Here is a 16,713-nt window from a genome sequence, read left to right as displayed (position 1 = left end):
GATGACCACCGCGACCGCAGAGCCCACCAAGGCCGACCCCGCCGCCGAGCCGGCGCCGAGGCGGAGCCGGGCCCCGCTGGACCCCCGCCTGGTGCGGGAGGTCAGGGCCGCCCGGCACCACCTCGTCAGGAGCGTGGTGCTGGGGCTCGTGCAGTCCGCCTGCATCATCGTCACCGCCCTGGTCATCGCACGCCTCGGCGCGCATCTCCTGGTCCAGCGTGAGATCCCCCAGGAGGCACCGACCCTGCTGCTGGTGCTTGTCACGGCGCTCGCGGTGCGTGCCGGCGCCGTGCTCGTCGAGGAGGCCACCGCCCACCGTGCGGCGACCGCCGCGATCAGCGAGCTGCGCGGCCGGATCGTCGGCCATGCGGCGGCGCTCGGCCCGCGTGCCGGTGCCGGTCGCGGCGCGGACCTGACGGCGCTGGCCACCACCGGCATCGAGAACCTGCGCCCCTATCTGGTGGGATACGTCCCGCAGCTGCTGCTCTCGCTCACGGTGACCCCGCTGTGCCTGCTGACCATCGGTGTGCTGGATCCGCTCAGCGCGGTGATCGCCCTCATCACTCTGCCGCTGATTCCAATCTTCATGGTGCTGGTCGGCAAGCTGACCGTGGGACGGTCCGAGAAGCTGGTCGCCGATATGCGCTCCCTGTGGGCCCAGCTGCTGGACCTGGTGGACGGGCTGCCCACGCTGCGGGCGCTGGGCCGCGAGCGCGGTCCGGAGAGGACGGTGCGGGAGCTCGGTGACCGTCACCGCGCCTCGGCGATGGGCTCGCTGAAGTTCGCCTTCCTCTCCTCGATGGTGCTCGAGCTGCTGGCGACGCTGTGCGTGGCGCTGATCGCGGTGAGCATCGGGATGCGGCTGGTCTACGGGGACATGGAGCTGGCCCCCGCGCTCGCGGTGCTGGTGCTCGCCCCGGAGATCTACCAGCCGCTGCGCAACGTGGGCTCGCAGTATCACGCCTCCACCGACGGCCTGGCGGCGGTCTCCGCGGCCTTCGAGGTGCTCGATGAGCAGCCGCCGGCCGACGGCACGCGCCCCGCTCCGGACCTGCGCACCTCCGCCCTCTCCCTGCGCGGGGTCTCGGTGCGCTCCCGCGAGGGCTGGGCACCGCATGCCGCCGAGCTCACGGTGCGCCCCGGGCGGGTGCTCGCCCTGACCGGCGCCTCGGGCGCCGGCAAGACCACGGCGGTCCAGGTGCTGCTGGGACTGGTGGACCCGGAGCAGGGCAAAGCGGAGATCATCACTGCCGACGGCACGGCGACCGACGTCCGCGAGCTCTCGCGACGCAGTCTGTGGGACCAGATGGCCTGGCTGCCGCAGCGTCCCGTGCTGCCGCCGGGGACGATCCGTTCCGTGCTCGTCAGCTCCCGTCCCGGCGTCGGCCAGGCCGAGCTGGAGGCGGCGGCCGCGGCGACCGGTCTCGATGCGGTCATCGCCGAGCGCGGCTGGGACGCGGACCTCGGTCGCGGCGGGCACGGGATCTCCCTCGGTGAGCGGCAGCGTCTTGCTCTGACCCGGGCGGTGCTCTCCCCTGCGCCGCTGGTGATCCTGGACGAGCCCACCGCGCATCTCGACGGCGCCGCCGAGCAGGTGGTGCTCGACCTGATCGGGGAACTGCGCGGCCAGGGACGGACCGTCGTGGTGATCGCCCACCGCTCCCGGCTGGTGGATGTCGCCGATGACGTCGCGAGCGTGGAGGCCGGCTCATGACCCCCGCCGCGACGACCCGCACGCCAGCAACTCACGCGACGCCCGCTCGCTCCGACCTGCGCCAGGCGACGGCGGCGCTCGAGATCCCCCGCGCACGGCTGCTGGCCGCAGTGCTCGCCGCCTGCGCGACCCTCGGCTCCGCCTTCGCCCTCGCCGCCGTCTCCGCGTACCTGGTCACCCGTGCCTGGACCATGCCCCCTGTGCTGGACCTCACCGTCGCCGTGGTGATGGTCCGGGCGCTCGGCGTCTCCCGCGGGGTGTTCCGCTGGCTCGAGCGGATGCTCACCCACGATGTCGCGCTGCGCGGCGTGGTCTCCCTGCGCACGAACTTGTTCACAGCGCTCGCCGCTCGCACCGATGACGCCCTCACCCGGCTCCGGCGCGGGGACCTGCTGAGCCGGCTGGGCGACGATGCCCAGGAGCTCGGCGACCACGTCATCACCGCGGTCGTGCCCGGGCTGGTCGCCGTCGTGATGGGGGTGGTCGTGCTTGCGACCTTCACCCCTCTGTCGTTGGCCGCGACCGCCGCGATGCTCGCGTCACTGCTGCTCGCGAGCCTGCTCGCACCGATGGCCGCCTATCGCGCCGCTCGTCTCTCCGAGCAGGCGGTGCTCACCACCCGGGCCGAGGTCAGCGCCCAGTCGCTCGAGATCCTCGATGACGCGACCTCGCTCCGGGTCGACGGTCGGCTCGAGGCGGCGCTGACGCAGCTGCATGCCCGGCAGGCCGCCCATGACGCCGCGATCGACCGCGCCGCCCTGCCTGCGGCGGTCGCTGCGGCAGCGGTGCCGTTGACGCTCATCCTCGCCGTGACCGGCTCGCTGCTCGCAGCCGGTGCGGTCTGGCTGGACGGCAGCGCGTCGGCCGGACAGGTCGGCATCCTGCTGCTGCTGCCGCTGTCCTCCTTCGAGGCCGCGACCGCGCTGCCTGCCGCCGCCGCCCAGCACGCGCGCTCCCAGGCCGCTGCGCAGCGCCTGGGACAGCTGGTGGGCCGGGCGCCCACCAGTCCGGCGCCCACCGACCCGGCACCCGTCGGCCCCACCCGCCCCGACCCGGTACCGCAGCGCCCGCTGACCGCCGCCCTCCGCGTGGTGGGGCTCACGGCCGGGTGGACCGCTGAGGCGCCGCGGGTGCGGTCGCTGGACCTCGAGCTGCCTCCCGGTGCTCGGCTCGCGGTGGTCGGCCCCTCAGGCAGCGGGAAGTCCACGCTGCTGGCGACGCTCGCCGGGCTGCTCGACCCGCTCGCCGGCACGGTCGAGCTAGATGCCCAGGACGTCGCCGCCCTCGCCCCGCAGGACGTGCGCTCCCGGGTGACGATGTTCGCGGAGGACGGTCATGTCTTCGCCACCACGCTGCGGGAGAACCTGCGGGTGGTGCGGGGGGATCTCGAGGACTCCGAGGCGGAGGATGCGCTGCGGGCCGTCGGCCTCGACGACTGGATCGCGACCCTCCCCCACGGGCTCGACACGATGCTCGGTCCGGATGGGACCACCATCTCCGGCGGTGAACGGCGGCGGCTGCTGCTGGCGCGCGCGGTGGTGCGCCGCGGACCGGTGCTGCTGCTGGACGAGCCCACCGAGCATCTCGACACCGGACGGGGCGATGCGCTGCTGCGCGCGCTGCTCGATCCTCGCGAGAGCACCCTCGTCCCTGCGACCACCACCGTCGTGGTGGTCACCCACCGTGTCGAGGCGATTCCCTCCGGCACCCCGATCCTCCGTCTCGAGGAGCACCGATGAGCTCACACACCCCATCACCCACGCGCCCGCCATCGACCGCTCCCGCCCGTCCGGATCGTCCGCGCATCCAGGATCTCGCCGGCGCCATCCTCGCCGGGGGCGAGACCGAGGACCTGCTGGACCTGCTGCTCCACTCCGCCCGCACCGACCTCGCCGCCCGCAGCGCCGCCCTCGTGATGCCGCTGGGCCCCTCCCGCTGGGGGATAGAGATGGTGGACGGCCCGGATGCCGCCTCGCTGCATGGTGCGGAGATCCCCGCGGACTCAGCCATCGGCGAGGCCCTGCTGTGCGCGGATCCCGATGTGCTCGAGGCCATCGGCAGCCTCAACGTGGACACCGCCGGCACCGGGCAGGAGGACTGCCGGGCGCTGCTGGGCGTGATCGACGCGGCAGAGCACGGAACGGGGCTGCTCGCGGTGCTGCGCGCCGCGGATGCCGAGCCGTTCACGGCCGCGGATCGCGAGCGGCTGGACTCGCTCGCGGGTCTGATCGCCCTCACCCTGCGCTCCCCGTTCCTGCACTCGGACAGCGGGATCGACGACGAGCGCGGTCGCATCGCCCGCGACCTCCACGATCTCGCGATCCAGGAGCTCTTCGCCGTCGGGATGGAGCTCGAGAGCCTGGTGCAGTCCCTCGAGGCGCCGGGCATGACCCCGTCGAACGCCCGGATCCGCAGCTCCGTGGCCACCTCCGTGCAGGGAGTCGAGAACGCCGTCGCCCAGATCCGGCAGATCGTGCAGTCGCTGCGACGCGAGCGCGCCGTGGCCAGCCTCTCCGAGCAGCTTCGTCACGAGGTGGGGCTGGCCACCGCCGGGCTGGGCTTCGTCCCGTCGATGCGGCTGCCCCCGCACCCCGCGGAGATGGATGCCGAGCTGCCACCGGAGATCGCCGAGGACGTGGTGGCGGTGGTGCGGGAGTGCCTGGCCAATGCGGCCCGGCATGCGCACGCGAGCGCGGTCGCGGTCTCGGTGAGCGTGTTCTCCGAGGGGGTCGACCGGGTGGTGCAGGTCAATGTCTCCGACAACGGCCGCGGGATCGATCCCTCGGTGCGCCGTCGCAGCGGGTTGGCGAACATGTCGGCCCGGGCACGGCGTCATTCCGGCTGGGTGGACGCGATCAACCTCGAGCCGGGGACGATGATCTCCTGGCGGGTGACGCTGCCGCCCGTCGGTGAGTAGAAGCTTCCAGCCCTGCTCCTGAAGCCTCTCCCCCGTGGATCATGCTCAGCCACTGCTGGGTAGTCGCGAGCTGACGGAGGAGACGAGCGGGGCTCTTGAGGTCCCATGACCTGGTGGGGCTGTCGAGATGGGCGAGAAGCTGCTTCGTGATCTCCCCACGTTCTTCGTCAGTGGGCCCCAACTCCAGGAGCCCTGCGGTCAGTCGAGTAGCGACCTTCAGGGTGGCGCCCGGGATGGCGCCGCGGACCTTCTCCGCTGCGACGCAACGCTCACGATCCGTCGGGCCCAACCTCCCGAGCGTCGCGATCAGGTTCCCTGCAGAGCCGGGATCAGCTCTGTCCAGAACGTCGATGAGACGCGTCGCGGCGTCCCGCAGGTCCTCTGCCTTCGGCTCCAAACCTACGAGGGAGACCACGAGATAGTCGAACATCTCCGGATCCGCGGTCGATGCAATCGCGGAAAGGACCATCCTGAGAGCCTTGCTGCGCTCCCACTCAGTGGGACCAATTCGCAAGAGTGCACTGAGTAGCTTTGCGACAGATTTCGCTCTTGCGCCGGAGGCAGAGGCGAGAAGCTTAGTCGCTGCAACACGTCGCTCCTCGTATGTCGGCTCCACCCTGAGGAGCGCGTCGATGAGACGGCCGATAGACTGGGGTGCGGTGTTCGACAGACGTTCAAGGAGCTTCGCCGCAGCGGTGCGACGGTCGGTCTCCGTCGTGTCAAACACCATGAGCGCTCCCACGAGCCCTGCAAGCTTCTTCACACCCGCCCGAGGCAGGAGATCGAGGATCGTCTCCACGGCATCGCGGGAGTTGCGCGCTGCGAAGCCAGTCCTTACGACTGCGCCGACGAGACGTTCGGCAATCGGCAACTCGGCTTGGGAGAGCGCGGTCATGAGCACTTCGACGCACCCTCGTCGTTCCTTCTCAGCGGGAGCCAGACGCAGAACAGCATCGACCAGCTGATACACCAAGGCGGGGTCACTCACCTGGGAGGCGAGCTCCAGTAGTGTGCGCGCCGTTTCGTGGCGCTCGTCGGCGGTCAACCCCAGCGCCTCCAGGGCTTCCACCAGCCGATCGGCTTCGCGTGCAGTGACGCGGAGCAGGGCGATGGACAGGTCTCTGACGGTACCGGGGCTTCGGTCCGACAGTGAATCTCTCATGCACAGCTTCTCGACCAGGAGCCGTGAGGACGTTCGGACGACACCCGATCTAGAGCGGAGTATCTGCTGCATCGCAGGTCGCCGATCCTCCAGCGGCGGGTTCAGCCGTACCAGTGCTGCGGCCAGCATGCCCTCCTCCGTCGGGAGGCGGTCACCGGCGACCGCAGCGAGGATCCTCTGAGCGGCGTCTCGACGATCCTGCTCCGCTGGCCGCAAGCTCATAAGAGCCTCGACGACCTTGAAGATCTCGTCTGCGGAGAGGTCATCATGGATCCGCTCAAGGATCTTCTGCACAGCGTCACGGTGCTCGGGGTCCGTCGGTGCCAATCTCGCGATGGCACCGGTGAGCTCCGCGAGCGCCCCGACGTCGGCACGAGTGATGGCGGAGAGCAGCGACTCGACCGCGCCCGCATTCGACTTTCGCCAGTGAGCAGAACGCACAACGCGCGAAGGTTCTCGTACGGCGTGAGAGATGCGCAGCGCATGGAAGTACTCCCGATGAGCCTTCGACCACTCTGTCGGCTGGGATTCCGCCATCACGTCGAGCCATCTGAGCACGAGTTGCTCGTCGGCTTCTCTGGACAGCGGCGCCGCGCTCTCCACGTGCGCCGCATCGAGAAGTCTGCTCACCACGTCGTCGTGCTCCGGATGAAGTGCGAGCGCCCGCGGAACTGCGACTTCCCAGTCCGGATCGAACCAAAGATGCGGCAGCAGGACCGTCGCGGCCCTCTCCGCGCTGAACCCGGAGATATGCACGGCCACGAGATGTTCCAGCAACGTCCGATGTCTGAAGGCTCGAGAACTCCTGCCACTCCGGTCGAGCCGTCGCGGTGCCACGTTGTCCAGTGCGCGAACGAGCTCCGGGGAGACAGGCCGCGTCCCTGGTGACGAGAACTCCTCGCTCCAGTTGCCGAGTCCGGAGAGGTCGTCGGCCTCCCTGACCGCATCCCATGCCCAGCCGGAGAGAATCTGCTTCGCCCTCTCCGCGCCATCGTCCTCTGGCCTTTCTACAGCGCTCCAGTCGTCGCCCACAAGGCTCTCGATCACAGCGTCATAGAGTTCATGGCTGGTCTGCGGCAAAGGGGCATCCACCGGCGCCTCTTCGGCGTAGATGCAGTAGAAGCTGAGCAACAGGGGGACGCCGGCACTGTCTCGCAGTCGGGCATCCCGCTCGAGATGGCTGATCAGTGTTCGGGCTCGCTCAGGGGCACCGGAGAACCATGAGGTGATGAATGGTCTGATGCCGTCTTCCCAGGTGATCGGCTGCAGCGTCGCGACCCCCCGGGTGCGCTTGCGCATCATCGGTTTGGCCCCCCAGGCCGACGGGCGACTCGTGAGGACCGTGCGCCAGCCCATGATGCCCTCAAGATCGCGCAGCAGACCGTCGACGTCGCTCAGGTTCTCTGCCTCATCAAGCGAGTCCACGACGGCCAGCACTCGCCGGGACTCACCGACCAGGCCCACAATGCGCTTCTCGAGCTCGACGCTTCCAAGGTCGCCGTTCCCTGGAGCAGCAAAGGATGCCGAGATGACTCGTGAACGGAGTCCGCCTGCCGGCGGTTGTCTGCGCAACGTTTCCCACGTCGTCAAGAGCGGGATCTCGATCTCGTCCAGGCTGGCGCCCGACCTCAGAGCGTCGAGTGCCGCATACGCGGCATCGCGTGCGATCCGACGCGCGAGCCAGGACTTGCCGGCACCCGGTTCGCCGAGGATCACGAGGTGGGAGCTATCCCGGAGGGCTTCCCGAAAGGTGATGGCGGTGGACCGGCTCTCCGCGCCAGTCATGCGCAGGTCTCGCTCGATCTGCGAAGGATGTCGGATGTGTCCTTCGCGGGGCATGATCCCGGACTCGGTATCCCACGCCTCGAGGCGTTGCTCCAGATAGGTCTCCAGATCTTCCATGTCCGCTGTCGCCGACATTGCGGCAGCAAGCTCCCGGAGGAGCTTCAGGATGTCCCCGTCTCTCTCGACCTGCCGCTCATAACGCTCAGCCTGCTCAGAGAACTCTCGGGCGATGAGCGGAACTATCTCCCCCTCGATGCGATGTTCCTCCGTGATCAGCGTCGCGACAGTGGCGTGGATCGCTCGCCGAGCCACCGCGTGCTCAGCATCGAGTTCCGTCCCTTCGCCGTCGCCCCACGCAGGGTCCCCGAACCGCACTCCCTTGACGATGCTCGACGTGATTCTGTCGACGTCGTAGGAGAGGCGCCGGAGGTCGTGCTCCATCAGACCGTGCCTGCTGATCGCCTCAGTCGCGATCGCAAAACCAGGTTCGAGATGCTCGTGGAGCTTCTCCGCAGTGGCCCACCTGGTGATCCCCTCCACCACGGCGGCCTGCAGCCTGTGCGTCTCTGCATGACGGTCAAGAGCGCTGCTCAGAAGCGAGAGCAGCGGAGGCACTGCCGCCACAGGCAGGGCCACGCCGCTGGACGCGGCGATCGCCACGGCTGCCAGTGCCTCCGCCAGCCGAAGAATCTCGCGTGGTGTCATGCCCGCTGTCCACCTCTCCGTGGCACTACTTGGCAATGAATGGCGGCTATCGCTCGACGCGGATCACTTCCAGCCGGCGCGACGGCGGGCGGCGACCAGCGCCGCCACCTGGGTGCGACGCTGCATCCCGAGCGCCTGCAGGATCACCGTGACCCGGTTCTTGACGGTCTTCTCGGCGATGCCGAGCGCTTCGGCGATCTCACGGTTGGAGTGTCCGTCGCCGATCAGCTCCACGATCCGCTGATCGGACTGCGAGAGGTCCGGTCCTTCATCCCCGTGGTCGGCGGGCCAGATCGACTTCCCTGCATGCACCGCGATGATCGCCTCGACGATCTCCTGCGAGCGCGCGGACTTCAGCATCAGGCCGGCCGCCCCCACGGCTTTCGATTCACGCAGCGCGGCGTCGTCGTCGAAGCTGGTGAGCACCAGCATCAGCTGCTCGGGGTTCAGCTCCCGGGCCTTCTTCATGACGTCGATGCCGGTGCCGTCCGGAAGCTGGAGGTCCACGACCAGCACCTCGGGACGGATCGCGGGCAGGCGACGATTCGCCTCGAGCACGGAGGAGGCCTCTCCGATCACGCTCAGCTGCTCGCTCGCATCGATCACGGTGACGATGCCGCGACGGACCACCTCATGGTCATCGACCAGCATCACGCGGATCGGTGTGGGGGAAGAGCTCGACGTCACAGGAATTCTCACCTCGCGGATCATCTGCTCGCTGTGCTGTCCTCGAAAGTCGGCACAGTCACCCGGAGCAGGCTTCGGTTCCTCCGCCCTTCGTGACGGAGCCGGGCTCAATCTATCGCATCGGGCAGTCCCTGCCCTGGTCGGAAACGACGTCACCGAATGCGGGATCACTCTCGCGCAGCGCTCCGAGCCAGCAGGCCATGCATGGTCATCCAGCTGATGAAAGCCTCGAACCAGCCGGTGCTCGTCGTCTCCTTCGGATACATGCCGAAGCCGTGGCCGCCGCGTTCGTAGTAGTGGAACTCGACGGGGCGTCCGGCAGCGTGCCAGCTCTCGACGAGTCCGAATCCGCTGGAGGCGAACAGGGGGTCATCGGCGGCGAGCGCGATGAACAGCGGCGGCGCGTCCGGCGGGACGTCGAACGAGCTCATCGGGCCATAGACGCTACCGATGAAGGCGGGCTCGGCGTCCTCGCCCGCGAGGGCGGTGGCGAGTGTGAGCATAGCGCCGGCGGAGAAGCCGACCATGCCGACCCGGGCCGGATCCAGGCCCCACTGGGTCGCGTGGCTGCGCACCCATGCAAAGGCGGCGCGGGCGTCGGTGATCTGCGCATCAAGACCCGCGAACGATCCGACCGGGTCCTTCCGGTGGGCCGGGGGCGGTCCGGAGAGCATCTCGCGGATCTCCGTCGCGAAATCCTCGAGTTCAGGGGCGGTCTGTCGGAGGCGATACTTCACCACGAATGCGGCGACGCCGCGGTCGGCGAGCGCCCGCGCGACGTCCCAGCCCTCGTTCTGCATGGAGAGTGACCGGAAGCCACCGCCGGGAGCCACGATCACGGCGGTGCCCGTGGCATCGGCCGGATCGGGTAGCACGGGCGTGAGTGTGGCGACGGTGACGTTCCGGGCGAACACGCTCCCGTATTCGCGGTGCCAGGATTCCGGGGTCGTCGCCCCGGGCAGCACGCCGGTGCCGAGCTCCACGGCGCCCGGCTGCTCGGGCGTGACGATCGGCGTCATCCCCTCATCCACTGTGCTCGGGGCCATGTGTGTCTCCGTTCGGGAGGTCAGCGGGAGAGCATGGCCTCAGTGCCACGCCCCGCACAGAGTCTATGCCCGGCCATACCTCCTGCCTATGACGTGAGGGGCGCCCGCGTCCGCTGGCAGCGCGGACAGAAGTGCGAGGAACGGTTCTGGAACATCTCGCGACGGATCGTGGCGCCGCAGCGGGGACAGGCCCGCCCCTCCTGCCCATAGACAGTCAGTGAGCGGGCGAAGTAGCCGCTGCGTCCCTCCACGTTCACGTACAGCGCGTCGAAGCTGGTGCCGCCGACGGCCAGTGCCCGCTCCATCACCTCGCGGGCGGCGCGCAGGATCTCGAGCGCCTTCCGCTGGCTGAGCGCGATGCCTGGGGTGTCGAAGCGGGTGCGGGCCGCCCACAGCGCCTCATCGGCGTAGATGTTCCCGATCCCGGAGACGATCTCCTGGTTCAGCAGGAGGGTTTTCACGGCGCTGCGACGCGTGCGCAGGGCACGGGCGGCGACCGCGAGGTCGAGTGCCGGGTCGAGCAGATCACGGGCGATATGCGAAGCCCCCTCCGGCAGGAGCGCATCCGGGCTGCCCGTCCCTGCGAGGGCCCCGTCGGCGGCCACGACGAGGGGGCTGGTCCACAGCCCGCCGAACAGCCGCTGATCGATGAGGTCCACGCGGGAGGCGTCGTCGAGGTGCAGCGAGAGGCGCCGGTGGCGGAGCGGATCGGAGGCAGGCCCTTCCGAGGATGCCGAGCCGGCTGCCGGGACAGCCCCCTCGGTGCCGATTCGCAGCTGGCCGCTCATGCCGAGGTGGCCCATCAGCGCCTCGCCGGTGTCAGTGCCGTCCTCATCGGCGAGCCGCCACCATAGGAACTTCCCACGCCGCACCACTGCGGTGAGCGTGGTGCCGAGGAGGGCGGCGCGCAGCCGGTCAGCTCCCCCTGTCTGGCGGCGGATGATCCGGGCGTCGAGCAGCTCGACGTCGGTGACGGTGCGACCGATGGTGAGCGGTGCGAGACCTCGCCGGACGACCTCGACCTCGGGCAGCTCGGGCATCGGCTCAGCCTCGCGGGATCAGGGACTCGCCGCGCTCGGCGAGAATCCCCCGCACCGCGTTCTGGGCGGCCGCGAGCTCGGCATCCTTCTTCGAGGCGCCGTCGCCGCTGGCGGTGACCAGGCCGGGGACGGTGACAGTGGCGGTGAAGGTCTTCTGGTGCTCGAGACCGGAATCGGTGATCTCGTAGGAGACGCTCTCCCCCTCCGCAGCGGCGATCTCCTGCAGCCGGGACTTGAAGTCATATCCCGTCTCGAGGAACTCGTCGGAGTCGAGCAGCGGGCGCAGCAGCTCGAGCACGAAGTGGCGGGAGACGTTCTGACCGAGTGCCAGATGGGTGGCACCGATCACGGCCTCGGTGGTGTCGGCGAGGATCGATGCTTTGGCGCGACCGCCGGTGAGGTCCTCCCCGCGCCCCAGCCGCACATAGGCGCCCAGGTCGAGCTGGGAGGCGATCACGGCGAGCGCACGGGTGCTCACGGTCGCCGCACGGCGACGAGCAAGATCGCCTTCGGGGAGCGTGGGATGAGTGGCGTAGAGATGCTCGGTGACCGCGAGCTGCAGCACCGCGTCACCGAGGAATTCAAGCCGCTCGTTGTGCGGCATTCCGTCGTTCTCGTACGAATAGGAGCGATGGGTCAGCGCTAGCTCGAGGAGCCCTGACTCGCGGAGATCAGCAGCCTGTCCGGCATCCAGGGGCAGGCGGTTCAGCAGGCCCTGCGGGGCGGCGGCCTCGGTGGCGCGGCGCCTGCGCGCCATCAGGCCTCCTCGTTCTTCGACTCGTCCTGGAACAGGCCCTGCAGCGCAGCGAAGCGATCGTCGATCACGTCATGGTGGTGGTCCGGATCGTCCTCCATGCGGAAACCGCACTGACCGCACAGGCCGGGGCAGTCCTCACGGCACAGTGGCCGCTCGTCGGCTGCCATCGCGAGCGCGTCACGCACCAGCGGGCCGAGGTTGACTCCTTCGTCCTCGAGCAGGGTCGTGTCCTCCCGCTCGTCAGCCTTCACCTTCTCGGGGAACATGAACAGCTCGTTGAGGCGGGCAGTGACGTCCTGCTCGACCGGATCGAGGCAGCGGGAGCACTCCCCGTCGAGGTGGGCGATCACGGTGCCGTGGACGTAGATCCCTTCGACCACGGACTCGAGCTCGGCTTCGACGGCGATGTCCTGGCCTTCGGGGACCTGCATCGCGATACCGCCGGCCTCGCGGGCCGGGGCGGGGACGGTGCGGTCCACGTGCCGGTGCGTTCCGGTGCGGCTGATGAGGTCGACCGCGTCGAAGATCAGGGCGGTGTCCAGCGATGAGGTGGAGGCAGGGTCGGAAGACATCGGTGAGGGTCCTGTTCGAGTCGAGGGGGTCATTCAGGATACGGCGGAGGCGGTGCGAAGAGCGTCCATGGAGGGGGTGGGGAGCATGTCGGAGACATCACCTCCGAGGGCGTGCACCTCCCGCACCAGGGACGAGGAGATGTGCGAGAGGCTCGCATCGGTGAGCAGGAAGAGCGTGTCGACGCCCGCGAGATGATGGTTCATCCGCGCCATCGGCTCCTCATAGGCGAGGTCGAGCTGGGAGCGCAGGCCGCGCACCACGGCACCCGCGCCGAGCTCTCGGCAGAAATCGACCAGCAGTCCTCGGGGAAGCGTGCGCACCTCGACGTTCTGGGAGAGGTCCGTCTCCTCGAGCGTCCGGGTGATCGCTCCCTTGCGGGTCTCGAGGTCGAGCGTCCCCTTCTTCGAGGGGTTGTGGGAGACGGCGATGATCACCTGATGACCGAGGGCGGCGGCCCGACGGGTGAGATCCAGGTGTCCCAGGGTGAAGGGATCGAACGAGCCGGGCAGGACGACAGTGCTCATATCGCCACTCTAATGCTGTTCAGCTCGGGGCCGATCAGTCGAGCTCGATGCTGACCTGGTGGACGCCCTCGTCATCGATCGCGCCGATGGTGAGCGCGCCGGTGAGACCGGCGAGATCACCGGTCCCGGAGCCGGGGGCGATGAGATAGCGGAGGTCCGGGGCACCGTCGGACATGGTGCCGAGCTGCTGGAAGGTGAGGGTGCCGCGGCGGCCGTCGAGGGTGCCCTCGAAGAGCTCGGTGGCGATGTACGAGGCGCTGCCGCTAGCGGGGTTCCCCGCGGTGAGCATGACCCCACGGGAGGCGCCCTCGAGGTCGCCCGTCCAGGTCTTGGCGAGGTCGAAACGATCAGCGGCGCCGGGGAGGATCGCGGCGGGGGTCAGGTCGACGGTGAAGGTGGCGCTGAAAGTGGTCATGGCTCAAGTATCGCCGCTGCGGGCTCCTCCGCTCTGCTACTCAGTCGTTCTGCTGCTCAGTCGTTCTGCCGCGCGCGGTGCTCGCTCGCCAGCAGTGCGTAGGACATCCCGTCCAGCCAACGACCGCTACGGTGCAGCGACTCCTCGACGAAGATGCCCTCGCAACGCATGCCGATCTTCTCCATCACACGGCGGGAGGCGAGGTTCTCGGCGAAGCAGGAGGCCTCGACCCGGCGCACGCCGAGGCCGTCGACCGCGAGGTCGAGCAGGGCCGCGGCGAACTCGGTGCCGAATCCTCGGCCGTGGATCGAGGGGTCCAGAACCCACCCGATCTCGGCCTGCTGCCCGGCGGCCTGGTCTTTCATGTCGGCCTGGGACCACGCGTCCTGGCGCTCGAGCTTGCCGGAGGCGATGATCTCACCGTCGAGCAGGCCTACCAGGCCGCTCTCGAGGGTGCCGTCCCACCACTGCTGATGTTCTTCAAGGGTGCTGCTCAGAGTGGTGGTCCATTCCTGCACCGCGGGAAGGCGGAACCACGGCCACACCGCCGCGGCATCTTCAGGGAGTCCTGGACGCAGGACGAGGCGGTCCGTGCGCAGAGGCCAGCCGAGATCGGTGAGGTCGACGAGGTGGGCGGGTGAGCGCGTCATCGGGTCAGGATAGCGGCGCATCGAGAACGGCGAGACTCAGTACGGCGGCGGGCGGTGTTCCGGCAGTGCCGCCAACGGTGGCGGCCCGGGATCACTGAGCTCGTCGTACCCGGGGCGGGAGTAGTACTCGGTGAGGTGGAGGCCCCACCGGTGAGCCTCCTCGCGATCCACCTTCTCAGCAGGACTCTCGTCGAAGACTCCGAGGCGGGTCAGCTCTTCGACTTCGATATCGCTGCTGTACTGCTCCCATGCACGGTGCAGTTTGTCGGAGAGTTCTCTGGTGACCAGATCGGAGTTCATGGCGACGTCACAGACAGCGGCGCCGCCGATCCTCCACCGGGTGGTGCCGGTGGCCTCATCCCGATCGGGATCGAGATCTCCCGCGGTCTTCATCCGGTGGTGGATCCTGCACAGGCGGTGGAGGTTCTCGATGGTGGTGGGCCCACCGCGAGCGGGATTCTCGAGATCGAACTCCTCGATGTGGTCCATCTCGCCGACGGTCATCACGGAGCGGGTGCAGCCCGGGACCGCACAGACGGGATCGATCAGGCGGAGATGCTCGGCCATCGCTGCCGTAGGGCGGTAGGTCTGGGAAGCGCAGGGTGGGAAGTCCCCCGAGATCGGGTCGGTGAGCACCCGCTCGAAGGCGGGTGCCTTGGCGACCAGCTCCCTTGCCATGCGCGGTGGGATCGGGATCCTGCCGTCAAGCGTCGCGGGGGCGTTCGAGAGGCCGAGCATCGTGAGCACGGGCACGACGATGGAGATCCGGAAAGCCGGAGCGGGGACCTCGACTTCCCCGGTCTCGAGCATCGAGCGGACCGCCACCGCGTACTGCAGCGCAGCGAGCGACAGGTGCTTCCCCTCGCGGGCGGCGTCACCATCGAGGTCGAAGGGGATCGGCGCGCCGGTCTCGAGCGCGCGACGCTGGGCGTCCTGGACAGCGCGCGCGGCACCATCGAGCCGCTGCCCGAAGGCGAGGATCTCCGGGATCGGGCCGCGGATCATGATGCAGGCGGTGCCGTCACCGTCGGGCGAGGGCTGGATGAACACGCTGCGCTGCTCCTGCGGAGTCTCCTGGACAGCTGCGCGACAGAACCATCCGATGAGCGTGCGCAGCTCCCGGTAGTAGCGCTCGACGTCGATCGCCTCGACCTGCCAGGCCGCGACCCGCTCATCGACCTGGCGGCGCTGAAGGTGCGTCAGGCGCAGCACGCTGCGGATCAGCCACTCGAACCAGTCCACAGGCAGAGCACCAGCCTCCACCTGAGCGAAGCACGCCGGCAGATCAGTGACGGCGACATGCGCGTCTCGGAGGCGGTCCTCGCCGCGGGGCAGCTTCATGCGCAGACCTGCTGCAGCCGCCACTGCATGGAGGGCCTTCTCGTCTCCCTCGTCGGCGTCGGACCAGAGTGAGGCAAGGTCGCGCGTCTCGGCGATATAGAGAGCGGCATGCTCCTGCCGACGGCGGTGGAAGATCCGCAGCACGGTCTCCGCCTCAGGGGTGCTGGGCACGACATCGGCACGCTCCACGAGCGATGTCGGAGTGAGGGGGCTGCGTGCCCGCACCGGGGTGCGGGGAGGCTCAACGCCCTTCTGCTCCATCGTGATCTCTCCCTCCGCGTCCTTGCTCGCAATCTTCGCTTGCTCGTGGCCTCCGGCCTCGACAGCCCATCCCCCAAGGGACGTTCGACCATTCGCCGACACCTCTGATTTTAGAACATACGCTCGACATCCGCCAGGATAATGTGTACAGCGCGCGAATTTGTGGATAACCCACGTCGGTGGAGGAACGGTCCAGATATCCACATCCTGTGCACCAATGGGGGATACCACCAGGTCACCTCCGTGCACCCACGGCACGACAGCCCCTTCCCCGGTGCCGCCCAATATTGCACGCACGACATATCTGCAGATCACAGAGTCCACACCCGATAATGCATATTCAATCCCGCACTGCAAGCCCACCGCGAAAATGTGGATAGAGCAGCGGAGGACGCCGGATCACGGGCCCGCACATGGCGGAAGGATGCGGCAGAGTCACGCGGCGCCGGCAGGCTCAGCTCGGGCCGGCAGGCTCAGCTCGGGCCGGCAGGCTCAGCTCGGGCCGGCAGGCTCAGCTCGCGCCGGCTGGCTCAGGCCGGGCCGGCAGGCTCAGCTCGCGCCGGCTGGCTCAGGCCGGGCCACCGAACTGCAGCGCGGTCTCGCCGTATTCCTTGCTGCCATCGTCGGCCCACCCCTCCGGCCAGTCGACGGGGCGGGTGCGCGAGGACCTCTCGATGACGACGACCGCATCGTCGCTCAGAGCGGGGCGCAGGGTGAGCAGGAGCTGCTCGAGCGCCTCGGTGGTCACGTCATACGGCGGGTCGAGGAAGACCAGGGTGGCGTCATGGCTCTCGGACTGGGCAGCGAGCTGCGCCGCGACGGTCGCGGCCCTGCCGATTCGGATGTCCGTCCGCTCGGTGAGGCCGAGATCGGCGGTGGTGCGACGCAGCTGCTTCGCCGTCGGGCCGTGCAGCTCGACCAGCAGCGCGTGCGCGGCGCCCCGGGACAGGGCCTCGAAGGCGAGGCCTCCGGTGCCCGCGTAGAGGTCGAGCACACGGGCTCCGTCCAGGACGTTCCAGCCCTCGAGCCGGTTGAACAGCGCTTCACGCACCTTGTCGGTGGTGGGGCGGGTGCCCTTGCCGGGCGGGCCGGGGATGGTGCGGCCGCCGAGGGTGCCGGAGACGATGCGCGGCATA

At 69.1% G+C, this 16,713-nt stretch carries 14 protein-coding genes; 3 read left to right on the top strand and 11 right to left on the bottom strand.

Annotated features, from left to right (window positions below; all coding sequences use genetic code 11):
• The first annotated feature begins 1 nt into the window (after position 1).
• Genes cydD through ABD893_RS10415 form a run of 3 tightly spaced genes read left to right on the top strand, consistent with a single transcriptional unit; the run spans position 2 to position 4,631 of the window.
• On the top strand, positions 2–1,714 hold the full coding sequence (gene cydD / locus ABD893_RS10425; RefSeq protein WP_345079384.1) for a thiol reductant ABC exporter subunit CydD: 1,713 nt from the start codon (positions 2–4) through the stop codon (positions 1,712–1,714).
• The gene (gene cydC, locus ABD893_RS10420) at positions 1,711–3,453 is read left to right on the top strand and encodes a thiol reductant ABC exporter subunit CydC (protein WP_345079381.1); all 1,743 of its coding nucleotides are present in this window, start codon (positions 1,711–1,713) and stop codon (positions 3,451–3,453) included. Before cydD ends, cydC begins: the two co-directional genes overlap by 4 nt.
• Positions 3,450–4,631 (top strand): sensor histidine kinase, encoded by a 1,182-nt coding sequence (locus ABD893_RS10415; protein ID WP_345079378.1) that lies wholly within the window; start codon positions 3,450–3,452, stop codon positions 4,629–4,631. Before cydC ends, ABD893_RS10415 begins: the two co-directional genes overlap by 4 nt.
• Here the strand turns inward: ABD893_RS10415 and ABD893_RS10410 are convergent.
• The 11 genes from ABD893_RS10410 to rsmD form a co-directional block, all read right to left on the bottom strand.
• The gene (locus ABD893_RS10410; protein WP_345079376.1) at positions 4,570–8,283 is read right to left on the bottom strand and encodes an NACHT domain-containing protein; all 3,714 of its coding nucleotides are present in this window, start codon (positions 8,281–8,283) and stop codon (positions 4,570–4,572) included. The two genes, ABD893_RS10415 and ABD893_RS10410, sit on opposite strands and share 62 nt — an antisense overlap.
• A gap of 63 nt (positions 8,284–8,346) precedes the next feature.
• Positions 8,347–8,994: a response regulator transcription factor gene (locus tag ABD893_RS10405; protein ID WP_425548369.1), complete on the bottom strand. Its 648-nt coding sequence runs from the start codon at positions 8,992–8,994 to the stop codon at positions 8,347–8,349.
• 143 nt (positions 8,995–9,137) lie between these two features.
• The gene (locus ABD893_RS10400; RefSeq protein ID WP_345079370.1) at positions 9,138–10,016 is read right to left on the bottom strand and encodes an alpha/beta hydrolase; all 879 of its coding nucleotides are present in this window, start codon (positions 10,014–10,016) and stop codon (positions 9,138–9,140) included.
• Positions 10,017–10,102: 86 nt separating this feature from the next.
• Positions 10,103–11,056, bottom strand: coding sequence for a bifunctional DNA-formamidopyrimidine glycosylase/DNA-(apurinic or apyrimidinic site) lyase (mutM, locus tag ABD893_RS10395; protein WP_345079367.1), 954 nt, complete (start codon positions 11,054–11,056; stop codon positions 10,103–10,105).
• A gap of 4 nt (positions 11,057–11,060) precedes the next feature.
• Positions 11,061–11,813, bottom strand: coding sequence for a ribonuclease III (gene rnc / locus ABD893_RS10390; RefSeq protein WP_345079364.1), 753 nt, complete (start codon positions 11,811–11,813; stop codon positions 11,061–11,063).
• A complete protein-coding gene (locus ABD893_RS10385) occupies positions 11,813–12,385 on the bottom strand; it encodes a YceD family protein (protein WP_345079361.1) in 573 nt (190 codons plus the stop codon). The genes rnc and ABD893_RS10385 overlap by 1 nt, the downstream gene beginning before the upstream one ends.
• Before the next feature lie 33 nt (positions 12,386–12,418).
• Positions 12,419–12,910 carry a pantetheine-phosphate adenylyltransferase gene (gene coaD, locus ABD893_RS10380; protein ID WP_345079358.1) on the bottom strand — a complete coding sequence of 164 codons (492 nt, stop codon included), beginning with the start codon at positions 12,908–12,910 and terminating at the stop codon, positions 12,419–12,421.
• A gap of 34 nt (positions 12,911–12,944) precedes the next feature.
• A complete protein-coding gene (locus ABD893_RS10375) occupies positions 12,945–13,325 on the bottom strand; it encodes a DUF3224 domain-containing protein (protein WP_345079355.1) in 381 nt (126 codons plus the stop codon).
• A 56-nt stretch (positions 13,326–13,381) separates the two neighbouring features.
• Positions 13,382–13,975: a GNAT family N-acetyltransferase gene (locus ABD893_RS10370; protein WP_345079351.1), complete on the bottom strand. Its 594-nt coding sequence runs from the start codon at positions 13,973–13,975 to the stop codon at positions 13,382–13,384.
• Between the two features lie 36 nt (positions 13,976–14,011).
• Positions 14,012–15,577 carry an HNH endonuclease signature motif containing protein gene (locus ABD893_RS10365; protein WP_345079348.1) on the bottom strand — a complete coding sequence of 522 codons (1,566 nt, stop codon included), beginning with the start codon at positions 15,575–15,577 and terminating at the stop codon, positions 14,012–14,014.
• 568 nt (positions 15,578–16,145) lie between these two features.
• Entirely contained in the window at positions 16,146–16,712 is a 567-nt protein-coding gene (gene rsmD / locus ABD893_RS10360; RefSeq protein ID WP_345079345.1) for a 16S rRNA (guanine(966)-N(2))-methyltransferase RsmD, read from the bottom strand.
• Position 16,713 lies beyond the last annotated feature (1 nt).

This window comes from Brachybacterium paraconglomeratum, assembly GCF_039541415.1.
In the GTDB taxonomy this organism is placed as follows: Bacteria; Actinomycetota; Actinomycetes; order Actinomycetales; family Dermabacteraceae; genus Brachybacterium; species Brachybacterium paraconglomeratum_A.
The sequence above is the reverse complement of the archived record's forward strand: the minus strand, read 5'-3'. Positions and strand labels throughout refer to the sequence as shown.